Annotated in this window: 15 protein-coding genes; 11 read left to right on the top strand and 4 right to left on the bottom strand. The window is 31.1% G+C overall.

Annotation, left to right across the window (positions count from 1 at the left end; translation table 11 throughout):
• Positions 1–147: 147 nt before the first annotated feature.
• On the bottom strand, positions 148–504 hold the full coding sequence (locus ACP7AT_RS15160; RefSeq protein WP_426065262.1) for a hypothetical protein: 357 nt from the start codon (positions 502–504) through the stop codon (positions 148–150).
• A gap of 48 nt (positions 505–552) precedes the next feature.
• On the opposite strand from ACP7AT_RS15160, the gene ACP7AT_RS15155 reads away from it, so the two are divergent.
• The 3 genes from ACP7AT_RS15155 (at position 553) to ACP7AT_RS15145 (ending at position 1,720) form a co-directional block, all read left to right on the top strand.
• Positions 553–1,014: a hypothetical protein gene (locus ACP7AT_RS15155; RefSeq protein WP_426065261.1), complete on the top strand. Its 462-nt coding sequence runs from the start codon at positions 553–555 to the stop codon at positions 1,012–1,014.
• A gap of 6 nt (positions 1,015–1,020) precedes the next feature.
• Positions 1,021–1,278, top strand: coding sequence for a hypothetical protein (locus tag ACP7AT_RS15150; protein WP_426065260.1), 258 nt, complete (start codon positions 1,021–1,023; stop codon positions 1,276–1,278).
• 67 nt (positions 1,279–1,345) lie between these two features.
• Positions 1,346–1,720: a hypothetical protein gene (locus ACP7AT_RS15145; protein WP_426065259.1), complete on the top strand. Its 375-nt coding sequence runs from the start codon at positions 1,346–1,348 to the stop codon at positions 1,718–1,720.
• A 356-nt stretch (positions 1,721–2,076) separates the two neighbouring features.
• Here ACP7AT_RS15145 and ACP7AT_RS15140 read toward each other — a convergent pair whose 3' ends face one another.
• The 3 genes from ACP7AT_RS15140 to ACP7AT_RS15130 all read right to left on the bottom strand — a co-directional run bounded on the left by ACP7AT_RS15140 (position 2,077) and on the right by ACP7AT_RS15130 (position 3,285).
• Positions 2,077–2,421: a site-specific integrase gene (locus ACP7AT_RS15140; RefSeq protein ID WP_426065258.1), complete on the bottom strand. Its 345-nt coding sequence runs from the start codon at positions 2,419–2,421 to the stop codon at positions 2,077–2,079.
• 78 nt (positions 2,422–2,499) lie between these two features.
• Positions 2,500–2,946 (bottom strand): phage integrase SAM-like domain-containing protein, encoded by a 447-nt coding sequence (locus ACP7AT_RS15135; RefSeq protein ID WP_426065256.1) that lies wholly within the window; start codon positions 2,944–2,946, stop codon positions 2,500–2,502.
• 63 nt (positions 2,947–3,009) lie between these two features.
• Entirely contained in the window at positions 3,010–3,285 is a 276-nt protein-coding gene (locus tag ACP7AT_RS15130; RefSeq protein WP_426065255.1) for an Arm DNA-binding domain-containing protein, read from the bottom strand.
• A 470-nt stretch (positions 3,286–3,755) separates the two neighbouring features.
• On the opposite strand from ACP7AT_RS15130, the gene ACP7AT_RS15125 reads away from it, so the two are divergent.
• The 8 genes from ACP7AT_RS15125 to ACP7AT_RS15090 all read left to right on the top strand — a co-directional run bounded on the left by ACP7AT_RS15125 (position 3,756) and on the right by ACP7AT_RS15090 (position 13,120).
• Positions 3,756–4,988 carry a phage integrase SAM-like domain-containing protein gene (locus ACP7AT_RS15125; RefSeq protein ID WP_426065254.1) on the top strand — a complete coding sequence of 411 codons (1,233 nt, stop codon included), beginning with the start codon at positions 3,756–3,758 and terminating at the stop codon, positions 4,986–4,988.
• Between the two features lie 14 nt (positions 4,989–5,002).
• Entirely contained in the window at positions 5,003–6,058 is a 1,056-nt protein-coding gene (locus ACP7AT_RS15120; RefSeq protein WP_426065253.1) for a hypothetical protein, read from the top strand.
• Between the two features lie 117 nt (positions 6,059–6,175).
• Positions 6,176–6,463, top strand: a complete 288-nt coding sequence (locus ACP7AT_RS15115; RefSeq protein ID WP_426065252.1) for a helix-turn-helix domain-containing protein — start codon at positions 6,176–6,178, stop codon at positions 6,461–6,463.
• 99 nt (positions 6,464–6,562) lie between these two features.
• Positions 6,563–6,838 (top strand): hypothetical protein, encoded by a 276-nt coding sequence (locus ACP7AT_RS15110; RefSeq protein WP_426065251.1) that lies wholly within the window; start codon positions 6,563–6,565, stop codon positions 6,836–6,838.
• Positions 6,839–6,858: 20 nt separating this feature from the next.
• Positions 6,859–7,590 carry a hypothetical protein gene (locus ACP7AT_RS15105; RefSeq protein ID WP_426065250.1) on the top strand — a complete coding sequence of 244 codons (732 nt, stop codon included), beginning with the start codon at positions 6,859–6,861 and terminating at the stop codon, positions 7,588–7,590.
• Between the two features lie 220 nt (positions 7,591–7,810).
• On the top strand, positions 7,811–10,702 hold the full coding sequence (locus ACP7AT_RS15100) for a type I restriction-modification system subunit M (RefSeq protein ID WP_426065249.1): 2,892 nt from the start codon (positions 7,811–7,813) through the stop codon (positions 10,700–10,702).
• 1 nt (position 10,703) lies between these two features.
• Positions 10,704–11,915: a restriction endonuclease subunit S gene (locus ACP7AT_RS15095; protein WP_426065248.1), complete on the top strand. Its 1,212-nt coding sequence runs from the start codon at positions 10,704–10,706 to the stop codon at positions 11,913–11,915.
• Positions 11,912–13,120 (top strand): toll/interleukin-1 receptor domain-containing protein, encoded by a 1,209-nt coding sequence (locus ACP7AT_RS15090; RefSeq protein ID WP_426065247.1) that lies wholly within the window; start codon positions 11,912–11,914, stop codon positions 13,118–13,120. The genes ACP7AT_RS15095 and ACP7AT_RS15090 overlap by 4 nt, the downstream gene beginning before the upstream one ends.
• Positions 13,121–13,128 lie beyond the last annotated feature (8 nt).

Below are 13,128 nucleotides of genomic sequence, written 5' to 3'. Positions count from 1 at the left end.
GTCAGGAGCAAATAAAGAACATTTATTCCATTCGAGAGAGAGGGCTTTTTAAAAGTCCTTTCTTTTGAAAAAATGTCTTTATCTCCCCCCTAAAAGTTGCATTAATTAGTTGAATCTAGTATCTGAAAGGAATTTATTTTTTCAACATCAAATAAGCCAGTCCTGAATCATCAGTAGTCGTTCCATTTCAAATTGCATAATCTCTTGAATATCTTGTTTTATCTGCAGATAATTTCGCTGTACCATCGAAGTATCAATCTTTATTAGTATTGCAATATCTTTATAATTAGCCTCTTCTTTTTTTGGCACATCATGGTCATTGAGTATTTCACAATGAAATGTTTTTAATTTAATTTTGCAGTCAGGATCTTCAGCAACCATACCGACGAATTCACCGGAACTTAAGTAAGAAATGGTAGAAGGCGGGACGGCCGACTCTAATTGTATCGAACGGCTTATGGAGGTGTCAACGCTGTTAATAGATAGTGGTTCTCTGACTTGCATAATCTTACCAAAACGTCAAGACAATTGCTTGGCAGTGTCACCAGTTAATTGACCGCTAACAATGTTTCCAGTGATGGGGTGCAAATGCATTTTAAGGAAGCTGACAGTGCGGGCAATTTCAAACTGAATCAGTATCATCAAAATTATGGTTATGATCTGGAGGTAGCACTGTCCAAACATCCAATCAAGGAACTGAATACTCGTAAATTTAAAGAAGATTTAATGGATTCCCTAAAAAAAGGAAACTTACAATCGGCCACTTTCGTGAAAGACGGTAAAGAAGTCAAGCATTATATTGAAGCTAATCCACAGTTTAAAACCATCAATGCATATAATGGAAATCTAAAACGTATTGACAACCGCCAGACGAAAGTGGAAAAGCAATCAGAAGGACAAAATACCTCACAGAAGCAGGACAATAAAAAACAGAGTCAAAATACTGATGACGATGGACCTGCCGCTCCCCAGGAAGCCAAAAAGAGAAAAAGAAAACAGTCTAATTCAATGTAGATTTTGATGGAACTACTAAAGCCCTTATCCGATTTCTTTAAAGCAATAGAGAATGACTACCGTATTAGCATAACGCATATTGGTATTTATGTTGCACTATTGCAGTTTAGAGCGGGTAAGGGTTTTAATAATCCAATACAAGCGTACCGATATGAAATTATGGATTTAGCGAAGATCGCTTCGCCAAAAACATACCGTAAATGTATGCGGGAACTCAACGAGTATGGTTATATTATTTACAAGTCCACCCGCAAGCGAAATTAAGGGAGTACCATTTATTTTCCATATTCTCTATTTGATGTAGAAGTTAAATTTCCAAAGGAAAAGAGCTATGAAAAAGTTAACAATTGAGGAGCTTACCAAAGTAGTAGAAACGTTATTTGGGAAAATTGAATGTATTGAGATCTTAATGAAGGAAAAGAATTTACTTTACAAAAAAAATGATCGTGCAAAAAACGGTTTAAAATTAGAAAAATGTATTTCAAACTTCAATAAAAGAGATTTGGCGCAGTTCTTCTATATTCTTATGGATGAAAAAATTTTATTTTTTGATGCAAAAGCAGAAAATTCTAATAGGAGTAAAATGCAGCATTTTGTACAAACAAACTTTACGTATGTTGGGGATTCTAAAATGCAAATAAATATTGAGAATATCAGTAAACAATTTTCTGAATCTAAAGGCTTTACTTATCGAGATAAACAGTAACAATTTCTAGATAAAATTAACGAATCGACTTACAACTATAGGAATGAGGATTTAAAGAAGCTATTTGGATTGTCAAATAACACCATTATTAAATATCGACAGACGGGAATTTTACCCTATACTAAACTCGGTGACTTATATTTGTAAGAAGCTATTAAAATTAAAAAAAATATCATCCGAAAACGAGCAATGAAAATGGAATTTTGATCTGTGTTTTGCTTTATATATATGTTATATTACAAAATATTTGATAAATGATACTATTAGAAATAACAAAAGGATTCCAATTGGAATCCTTTTGTTATTTAGTTGGATTTTACTTGAAAGTATCTTGTATTTGGAGATCAGCTGTATTTTTACTTTAGTTTTGACATATCCTCCATTACATTTACATCTAATACTTTTGCATAATGTTGTGTTTGCTTAATATTAGTATGACCCATCATGGATGAAACATTTTCTATCCTCACTCCGTTCCCTAAGGTTACCGTAGTTGCAAAAGTATGTCTTGCGACATACCACGTCAGATTTTTAGTTATACCGCACAAATCAGCAATCTCCTTAAGATAAGCATTCATTTTCTGATTAGAAATCTGAGGTATTAATCCAATCTGGAGATGTTTGTACTTATCAATAATCTTCTGGGTGGGAGGTAGGATAGGAACATTTGCTCTAATTGCTGTTTTTGCCCTATTAGTCATAATCCAAAGTGCATCACTACTATCCTGAAATATATTACTTGCCGTAAGGTTAGAGGCGTCAACTGGGGCATAACCCGTTTAGCAACTAAAAAGGAAAACATCCTTAACGCGCTCCAATCGTTTTACTGAAAATTTCTTATTCTCAATTCGATCTAATTCTTCATGTGTTAGAAATACAGCATCTTTGATACTTAACTTTCCATCGTAAAGATTAAATGGATTCTTCTCCATTAATCCCATTCTAATACAATAATTACAGGCAGTTTTGTACATTCTCATATACTTTACTATCGAGTTATTTTTAATGCCTATTCTTCCTTTAAAACTACTTTCATACTTTAGGTACGATTCAAGATTGTAAACAAAAGCGCTGGAAATCTCATTAGAATGAAGATCCTCGACTCCATACTGCTGCTTCATAAAGTTTACGAGTAATTCCTTGGAACGTCCATACTTTTGGAATGAAGCTTTAGATCGCTTTCCAGCCGTTACTTTTTTTTCAAAGAAAGCATTGTGCTTATCCATGATTTCTAAAATGCTCGAGCCTTTTGTTTGACTAGTGGTTTTACCGTTAAATTCATTTTTAACCTATACCAGTGAAATATCAGAACTTACCTTAGCTAGTTCATTAAATTTCTTTTCGATATTCAATTGGAAAAGATCCAAGCTGTGTTTTAATACCTTTTCCTTTTCAAGTTTAAGCACCGTTCTGAGGTTTTTGGTAAACAGCCAACTTTCTTTTAGAATTGATTTACCGGTTGTCATCGTGATGGACTGTTGGTTGTAAGAGATACGGGCAAAAATGGGAGATTCTCCCTTTTTGTTAGCTTTTCCAGCTTTGAGATAAAAAATTACTTTTAACATAACTTCTTGTTTTTAAATTAATAATCAAATTGATTTAAAAACTTTGAGAGTTGCTAGTGTCGGCGGGGAATTCCCGGGGAATTCTTCCGATTTAGTGACCCTATTTTCTCGAAAATGGATGAAAATAAAATAGGGTCACCAATAGGGTCACTGTTCTTTGATTCTATGTGTGTATTTTGACACATTATAAAAAACGAAAAAGCCTTTAAATACTACTATTTAAAGGCTTTTGACTTTTAAAGTTTCTTTTGAAACCTTATGTGGCGGAGAAAGAGGGACTACAATTTTACAAATTCCCAAAAAAATGAAAATACCATCTATATATGTTAAGTCAATAAATTCAATACTTTACAAGGTTTTTTTAATAATTATCTTTGGATAATTAGGGATTAATTTGGATAGTTTTTGATAAATGTGGGCTAGATGTGGACTAGATTTTGTATCTTTATGTTATATAAAAAGGCAAAATTATGGCTTCTATCAATCTTCTTTTGCAAAGCAAAAATAGTCCAGCAGTAATTTATGTTCGATTACGTGATGGAAGAACTCTTGACATCAAAGCTAAGACAAATTATCATATTGACATTGATAACTGGGAGGAAGCGGAACAAAGACCAACGAAGAAAGCTATGAAGTTAATTGACTTCGCAAATCTTGATACAGATTTAGCAACTTTAAAAAATGACCTCCTAAAGGCGTACAACAAAAGTAAAGGTGTAAAAACTGTTGACGCACAATGGTTGAAGGATTTTGTGAACCCACCACAAGTAGGCGAAAAGCATACAGATAAACTTGTGGATTACATTGATACTTTTATAGACTTTAAAAAACGTGATGTAAAAAGTAGTACTATAACAAAATGCAATGTTATTAAACATCTATTGGAGCGATATCAGAAACATACTAAATCAATCTTATATATTCGTGACATTGACACTAAATTCAAAATGGATTTTGAAAAATATTCCATCAGTGTTGGTTATGCTCCAAATACTACAGCTAGAAATATTCGTTTCATCAAAACATTTTGCAAGCACGCTAAAGCAAATGGAGTTGAAACACATCATCAATTAGATAGTATCAAAGCAAAGTACTATAAAGTTGAAAGCATCTATTTAACACCAATAGAAATTGAAAGCATTGAAAATATTGAAAGCAAAGATTTAACCGATGGTTTAGAAAATGCTCGTGATTGGTTATTAATAAGCTGCTATTGTGGCCAGAGGGTTTCTGACTTTTTACGTTTTGATAAATCAATGATTAGATACGAGAAAAATAAAACAGGAGAACTAAAACCTTTAATCGAATTTACCCAGGTTAAAACCGATAAAATAATGACAATTCCATTGCACTCAAAAATTATGGAAATACTTAAAAAATACGATGGTAATTTCCCAAGAAAGATTTCAGACCAAAAATACAACGAGCATATTAAAAAGGTTTGTCAAGCAGCTAAAATAAAACAACCTACACACGGTGTGAAATTCGACCACGAAACTAAAGTAAAAGTTGAAAAAGATTATGAAAAATGGGAATTGGTTTCAAGTCATATTGGAAGAAGATCCTTTGCTAGTAATAATTACGGAATTATACCAACCTCATTTTTAATGTATATTACTGGTCATACAACTGAAGGTATGTTTTTAACTTACATAGGAAAAAGCAATAAAGATATTGCGATGGAATTAACTAATTATTTTTAAATATTATTTAGAAGATGGAAGTTGAAAAAGCAAACAATTTTGAATTTACAAATATTGGCAAAGGTATTATCGTTCCTGTTACTTATAACGAAAACCTTGATAATGATCCTTTATTAAATTCCGAAAATGAATACCTTATCTTAAATGAAAAATTTATTGAAGAGTATTGTTTAAAAGTAGAATACACAAAAATTGAACAATTAAAACGCAACTTTACTACAGGCTTTAACTTTAAAGAGTGGGAAAACATACAAAAAAAAGAAGTAAGGGACTCTTTTTTAAAATTGGTAAAAGAATTAGATCAAAAAAATATTTTCTTTTTTGGCTGTTCATTTGACAATTACAAACATAATTATGATTGGCGTTTAAAAGCATTTTTAGAATATTTTAGAGATGCTAGTCAAGATGATTTCATTGATGTTGAGTTAGAATTTTTGGAAAATATTTTATGTGACTTAAAAAATTATGATGACTATCCGGATGATTTTTATCAATCACAAATCCCTAATTTTGGTAGAGTTTATGAATTAATTACAATAATTGGTAAGCAATTCCATTTTTCTCATAATAAAAAAATAACTTTTCTTAAAGAGAAACAAGATTTAATCAAACAGTTTGTAGAAAATATAGAGTTAAGAGATAAGAATGAGGAAGAAAAAAGCCAAAATGAAATTCTAAAAATCACTCTTGAAGATGGGATATATAAATCAAAAAAACATATTTCAAGCTCAAATTATATTGAAGAAAGTTTAGGGGTTGAAGATAAAACTGGAAATGAAAATCTATATATTCATATTTTCTCAAATGGTGATTCTTTTTATTTATTTGAAAAATTATTCTCTTATTATAAAGATAGCAAGAATCAACTTGCCGACTTTAGTTTTATATATAGAATGATGTACAAAGACGGTTATATCTTACCTCATTTTAAGCCGAAAATGTTTATTGACTGGATTGGCGGTGAACCATACGAAATTTGTATTGATAAAATTAAAACATCAGATAAATGCTCAACTGATGCTAAAATAATGGCTTATTCTACCGCAAAAGAGCTTATTCAACTAAAATAATAAACCGTTCCGCAAAAAGAACAAAATCATACCGTCAATAGAATGAAAACGGGTTGATAAAAGCCTCCTCTTAAAGTGAATTTTGCCTTGTTAATAATTTAAACAAGCAAAATTTATATGATCACAAACTCAATCCTACTCGAAACCTTAACAGTTGAACAACTTCAACAACTGATAGGCACATCCGTTAAAAACGGAATTCAAGAATTTCAAAAAGAAATTAAAACAAAAGACAATTCCGAGGAATTGCTTTCAAGAGACGAAACCTGTCAATTTCTCAAAATCGATTCTTCGACTTTGTGGGCTTGGACCAATGCTGGCAAAGTTAAAGCCTATGGCATAGGAGCGCGCCGGTATTATAAAAGAAGCGAATTATTAGAAAACCTCACCTTACTCAAAAAGTAGGGCAGAGGTTTTTCTTATTTCAAGTAGACCATAAATATACTATAGTCTACAAGTTGCTCAAAATTCAAAAAAAAAATATATCACATCAAAACTATTATTATGGTCCATTCACGTGCAGAAAGACTCCAAAACATAGAAAAACGATTAGAGGAAATAACAAATAAAGTTATTCAAAGACAAAACCAAAATACAACGGATTTGACAATTGATGACGAAGAATTTCAATATATAATGGCATTCTGTTCCGGAACCGGAAGATTTTGGAGAGAACAGAGAGTTATTGAATACACTCAAAAGGATGGTAAATTTTTCTATACTATTGAAGCAGTAAATAAAATGCTAGTGCAAGAATTCGGAGCGATAAAAAAAAAGTAAAGGCCAACAAACATATTTCGGTGCCTATTGAAATGTTTATCGATGCTCAGAAATTTGGTTATCAAAAAGACTTGAACTTTTTTCTTTTTTTGAAACTTACTTTCACAGAAGGAAAGGTCAAATTAGATTCAAAAGGGTTATTGATTATTGAATTTCTGCTACAAATAAAATGCAGAAAAACATCACTTAGATACATTCACCTCTTACAGGAGTTGAACTTTCTAACTTATAATGAAAGAACGAGCTATTATACAATCAATTCATTTGACAAAATAAGACAATTTCACGGTTGGGAAGTTAGATTAGCATTTCCAATAGATTACAATACTTATAATAAAATACAAGCAGTTACAGGGGCAGTTATTTATGGTTATCTCCATAAGGATTTTTGGAGAAAAGTGAAGAGAAAGAAAAGCGTACAAATAAAAGGGTGTACCTATAATTTTCCATCTCCAACTTTCAACTATAAAAAGAAATTGGCTCCTGTTTCTGTTATTGGTGTAAGTAAGATTTTTAAAATATCTATTGCGACAGCTTCACGATTAAAGACTGCAGCGTACAAAGAAGGATTCGTAAAACTTAAAAAGAACTTCGAAGATATTAATATGGATATTCCTTTATTGATGTCAATCCATAAATATAATGATTTGAATGATAATATTGTTTATCACAAGGATGATTATAGAATGCAGTTAATTGACACGGTTTACCCACTTTTTTATTTTATCAAAAGAACTAACCTGAAAACATAAAGAAAAGGGATTATAAGGGAAAAAGGAATTGTAGATTAAATAAGCAAATGGGGAGCGAATTCTAATAGTTTTAAATAGTAATGTGGGAAACCGTAAAGGAAATCTATTTGCGGTTTTTATATTTGTAACAGCAGACAGATCACCTAAGAATTAAATTTAGTTACTTGAATAGATTAATTTTCTTATAGCTATATTAGCACCCCTAAACAAGGTAAAAACAATGAAAAACGATAAAATAAAACTTTCTCAATTAGAAGGCTTTTTAATGAAAGCAGCCGATATACTGAGAGGTAAAATGGATGCATCTGAATACAAGGAGTTTATATTTGGAATGCTTTTCCTAAAAAGAATGTCTGACATATTTGAACAAAAAAGAGGGCAATATAAAAAAACAGATTACGCACATTTAGACGAAGAAACTTTAGCGATTGTTCTAGAAGACAAAGTAACCTATGGCGATACTTTTTTTGTTCCTAAAAGAGCAAGATGGAACGAAGGTTTTATTGATGAAAACGAAAATCCACAACCTCCAATAAAATATTTAAAAAGCAATATTGGTCAAATGCTAAACAAAGCATTAGATGCAATTGAAGACGCAAATTCAGAAACATTATCAGGTATTTTTAAAGGTCGAATTAATTTCAACAAGGAGGTCGATGGAAAGGCAATTGTAAAAAATAATGACCTTATCAAGATGTTGGAACACTTCAATTCGTTTCCGGCGTTAATTAATGAAAACTTTGAGTTTCCAGATTTATTAGGTGCTGCTTATGAATACTTATTAAAACACTTTGCTGATGAAGGAGGGAAAAAAGGAGGGCAATTTTATACACCAAACCAAGTAGTTAGATTGTTAGTACAATTGATGAAACCTGAAGAAGGAATGTCAATTTATGACCCAACAGCAGGGTCGGGAGGAATGTTAATCCAGGCACATCAGTACATTGAGGAGCAAGGGCAAGATGCTAATAATTTAGAATTGTTTGGTCAAGAAATGGACCCCACTGTAGTTGCAATTTGTAAAATGAATATAATCTTACACAACATTTCCAAATACACTATTGAATATGGTGATACATTAGAAGAACCATTAAATGAAAAAGATGGTAAACTATTACAATTTGACAGGGTAATTGCTAATCCTCCATTTTCTCAAAATTATAAAGAGGCCGAGATGAAATACAAATCTCGTTTTCCTTATGGCTTTGCTCCTGAAGATGGTAAAAAGGCTGATTTTATGTTTGTGCAACATATGTTGGCAAGTTGTAAAAAGAACGGGAAGGTGGTCGTTGTAATGCCTCACGGTGTCTTATTTAGAGGTGGAAAAGAAAAGGAAATTAGAGAAGGAATGTTAATAGACAATGTAATTGAAGGGGTCATAAGTTTGCCACCTCAGTTATTCTATGGTACAGGAATTCCCGCTTGTTTGATTGTTTTAAATAAAAATAAACCGGATAACTTAAAGAATAAAGTGTTTTTTATCAATGCAGACAAAGACTTTGCAGAAGGTAAAAAGCAAAATTCCTTACGTCCAGAGGATATTGAGAAAATTGATTATGTTTTTACAAATAAAGTTGAAGAACCTAAATACTCCAAGTTAGTTGATTTAAAAACGATTGAAGAAAACGAATTTACTTTAAACATAAGAAGATACGTTGACAATACACCTGAACCTGAACCTGAAGATGTAAAAGCGCATTTAGTGGGTGGTATTCCTATTACTGAAATAGAAGCTGTTCAAAACTCAATTTGTCAAAAATTTAATTATGATGGTAGTGCATTGTTTAATGTTAAAAACGAACTATACAAAGACTTCGTAATACAAGATAAAGCAGCAATTAAAACTCAAATCGAAGAGGATCAGAATGTTGTAAAAACATTAGTAGATTTAGGATTACATTTGGAAGATTGGTGGCAGTTAGCAAAAGAAGATTTTTCCACATTAGCACCATTAAAAGCAGTAGGAAAACCAAATGCAATGGAAGAAGGAATTACTTCCTATATTTCTCTAGGTGGCGATAAAATACCAAAAGTCAGAAAAGAATTATTGGATACGATCAAGAAAAAGTTTGTTCCTGTTGGTGTATTAGATAAATTTCAAGTAGCAGGCGTTTTCGTGAATTGGTGGGATAATATCAAGTATGACCTAAAAACCATTATGCAAAATGGTTGGGATGCAGGACTTATACCTGATGAATATCTTATTGCAGAATTTTTCACCAAAGAACAAGCCGAAATTGAAAACCTTGAAATAAGCCAATTCGAGAAAGAAACCAATTTGGAGGAAGCTATTGAAGAAGCAATCAGTTTGCTAGAATACGAAGCAGAGGAAGATGAAAAAGTTACTAATGCCAAAGTAAAAGAGCAACTTAAAAAAAACATAGATTATTTAGTTAAAGAAAAAAAGAAGCTCAATGAGGCAAAAACATTTCAAGAAATCAATAAAATCATATTGAAACTTGAAGCACAGATTAAAGAATTAAAGGCAACTTTAAAAGTCAAGAAAGCCGAACTAGAACTTAAACTAATTCTAAAACGTTACGGATCTGAAGAGGAAAAGGAAGAAAGTGTGAAGCTGTTAAAAACAGTAAATACGGAATTGGATAAACTGAACAATACCACAATAGAATTAATTGTTGATTTCAAAGCTGATTTAAAAAACACTGCCGATTTTCAACAAATAAAAAAATCTGTAGCTGAATTAGAAAAACAGTTAAAAGCCGATAAAACAAAGGAAGCTGAAACTTTATTAAAATTATCTAAAGTAATAGAGGCTAAAAAAACAATTGCTGAAGTATCAAAACAAGTTACTGCACTAACCAAAGACAAAGGCATTATCACAAACAAATTAAACAAACTGGATAATTTATTAGTAGAAATTGGCGGAATGATAACTACCGATGAATCTCAAAAACTAATACTTAAAAAACATTTTGATATTATAAACAACCAGTTGCAACGCTACTTAAATGCTGAGAAAAGAGCATTAATTGGTGCCTATGAAAACCTTTTTGATAAATATTTTGTTTCGGCTGATAGTATTGAAAAAGACAGAATCAACACAATGAATGAACTAAACGATTTTCTAACCGCTTTAAATTATTTAAATTAACATGGAAGAAAATAATAGTATTCCTGATGGTTGGGATAATCTTGAATTATCAAAATTGACAAATTTTGCTACAGGGAAAAAAGATGTAAATCAAGGAAGTTCAATTGGTGAATATCCTTTTTTTACTTGTTCAAAAAAAGTCTTTTCATCGGAATATTATTCCTTTGACAAGGAAGCTTTATTAATTGCAGGAAATGGCGATGTAGGTACTGTTCATTATTATACAGGTAAATTTGAAGCTTATCAAAGGACATATATTTTATCTGATTTTAGTGTTAACGTTCAATATTTGTATCAATACTTAAAATCAAATTTAATAAAACACTTATCAGAGGGTCAAAGTGGCACAACTATTCAATTCATAAAGATTTCACAACTAAAGAATTTTAAAATATTAAAACCTGTCGCTCTAAAAGAACAATCCAAAATAGCAGAAATTTTATCAAAAGCTGATAATGCAATATTAGAAACAGAAAAAATTATTGCAAAATACAATCGTATTAAAATAGGTTTAATGCAAAACTTATTGACTAAAGGAATTGATGATAAAGGTAATATTAGAAGTGAAGAAACACACGAGTTTAAAGATAGTCCATTAGGTAAAATACCGAAAGAATGGGATTTTTCACAAATTGCTAATGTGTATGATTTAAAATCAGGTATAACCCCTTTAAGAAGTAATAAAAAATATTTTTCTCGTGAAGGACATAATTGGGTAAAAACACTTGATTTGAATGAAGATTATTTATTTGAAACTGAAGAAAAAGTTTCAGATTATGCTTTAAATAATACATCACTAAAATTAATGCCAATCAACTCGATACTAATTGCAATGTATGGTGGTTGGGAACAAATCGGAAGAACATCAATACTTAAAAAAGAGGCAGGAACAAATCAAGCTATAACTTGTTTGAGTAACCCGAAATTTGAAATGAATTCTGATTTTGTTCAATTCATTTTGCAATATTACAGGTTCAAATGGAAGCAATTTGCAGTAAGTACACGGAAAGATCCTAACATTACAAAAAGTGATGTTGAAAATTTTTTATTGACATATCCACAAGATATATCAGAACAAAATAATATTGCAGATAAAATAAATTTAATAAAAAAGAATATTTCATATAATGAAATTGAACTAAAGAAACTAAAATCTATTAAAACCGGATTAATGCAAGACCTATTATCAGGCAAAAAAAGAGTGCAAATATGAAAAAAGAAAGAGAATTAGCTGAACTAATTTTTGATAAATTCAGAGCAGCAAATTGTAAAACTGGTCATATTGTTATGATGCGTTCTATAAATTTTGGACTTATTGATAAACTTAATCCTAAAGAAAAGGATTTGTTCTTTACTGTATTTAATGGTTTGATTTTTACCGGGTGTTTTACCTATGAAAAGGGAAATCCTGAATGTATACGTTTAACCGAAAAGGGTTATAATTACATTTATGAAGATGACAAAGCTGAATTAATGCTTCAAAAACCTTGGATTGTTCCTCCAGTAGATGACACAGATTGGGATAAAGCATTTTTCAAATTATGGAAAATTATAGGCCCTCAAGATACTGCAACTCATTATTTGAGTGGTCCACAATTTTATAAGTTTATTATGGAGTTGTCTGATGATATACCACCTTCGTACAGTAAGTACATTGAATACAGAAATAAAAAGGAATTATCGACAAGCCGTGTTGATTTCTATAATGATTTAATCAACCATTTGGATGAAGAAAAGCGAATAGAGTTGTATGTAAATATTCAATTGCTTTTTGAAGACAATTCAATTTCTCAAAATGTAACTAAAGAAGAGTTCAGTTTCGAACCATTTTATAGCACCTCAAATGAAGTAACGTTTGCTGAAGAATTAATACCTGCACAACAAATTACTTCAGTGAATTCAGAAGAAGCTGATGAAACTGATGAAACTTGTCCAACTGTTTTTATATCATACTCTTGGGACAGTCCAGAACACGAAAATTGGATAATTAATTTAGCTACTAAACTTTGTGAAAACGGTGTGAATGCCATTTTAGACAAGTGGGATTTGGGTTCGCTTGGCAAGCCTTTACCACATTTTATGGAACAATCAATTACTAAATCACAAAGAGTAATTTGTGTAATGACACCTAATTACAAAAAGAAAACAGATGATCTTTCAGGCGGTGTTGGTTATGAATACTCAATAATATCTGCCACAGTATTTACGGAAGGTGTAAATACGTCTAAATTTATACCCCTTTTCAGAAGTGGTACAGATTCAGATGCAATACCAACTGTATTAAAAGGTAGAAAGTATGTTGATATGAGGGATGATGACCAATTCCAGGAGAAATTTGTACAAGAATTATTGAGAGATATACACGTAGAACCAAAATTTAAAAAGCCATCAATTGGTAATAAACCAACCTTTGATTAGAAAGTAGT

The sequence above is a fragment of the Flavobacterium sp. DSP2-3-1 genome (assembly GCF_049896865.1).
In the GTDB taxonomy this organism is placed as follows: domain Bacteria; phylum Bacteroidota; class Bacteroidia; order Flavobacteriales; family Flavobacteriaceae; genus Flavobacterium.
This window is presented reverse-complemented; position numbering and strand designations above follow the sequence as displayed.

Excerpts from the sequence above, each read along its gene's own strand:
- ACP7AT_RS15125 (WP_426065254.1), top strand. The coding sequence starts at position 3,756 with ATGGCTTCTATCAATCTTCTTTTGCAAAGCAAAAATAGTCCAGCAGTA.
- ACP7AT_RS15120 (WP_426065253.1), top strand. The coding sequence starts at position 5,003 with ATGGAAGTTGAAAAAGCAAACAATTTTGAATTTACAAATATTGGCAAA.
- ACP7AT_RS15115 (WP_426065252.1), top strand. The coding sequence starts at position 6,176 with ATGATCACAAACTCAATCCTACTCGAAACCTTAACAGTTGAACAACTT.
- ACP7AT_RS15110 (WP_426065251.1), top strand. The coding sequence starts at position 6,563 with ATGGTCCATTCACGTGCAGAAAGACTCCAAAACATAGAAAAACGATTA.
- ACP7AT_RS15130 (WP_426065255.1), bottom strand. The coding sequence starts at position 3,285 with ATGTTAAAAGTAATTTTTTATCTCAAAGCTGGAAAAGCTAACAAAAAG.
- ACP7AT_RS15160 (WP_426065262.1), bottom strand. The coding sequence starts at position 504 with ATGCAAGTCAGAGAACCACTATCTATTAACAGCGTTGACACCTCCATA.
- ACP7AT_RS15100 (WP_426065249.1), top strand. The coding sequence starts at position 7,811 with ATGAAAAACGATAAAATAAAACTTTCTCAATTAGAAGGCTTTTTAATG.
- ACP7AT_RS15145 (WP_426065259.1), top strand. The coding sequence starts at position 1,346 with ATGAAAAAGTTAACAATTGAGGAGCTTACCAAAGTAGTAGAAACGTTA.
- ACP7AT_RS15090 (WP_426065247.1), top strand. The coding sequence starts at position 11,912 with ATGAAAAAAGAAAGAGAATTAGCTGAACTAATTTTTGATAAATTCAGA.
- ACP7AT_RS15095 (WP_426065248.1), top strand. The coding sequence starts at position 10,704 with ATGGAAGAAAATAATAGTATTCCTGATGGTTGGGATAATCTTGAATTA.
- ACP7AT_RS15135 (WP_426065256.1), bottom strand. The coding sequence starts at position 2,946 with ATGGATAAGCACAATGCTTTCTTTGAAAAAAAAGTAACGGCTGGAAAG.
- ACP7AT_RS15150 (WP_426065260.1), top strand. The coding sequence starts at position 1,021 with ATGGAACTACTAAAGCCCTTATCCGATTTCTTTAAAGCAATAGAGAAT.
- ACP7AT_RS15140 (WP_426065258.1), bottom strand. The coding sequence starts at position 2,421 with ATGACTAATAGGGCAAAAACAGCAATTAGAGCAAATGTTCCTATCCTA.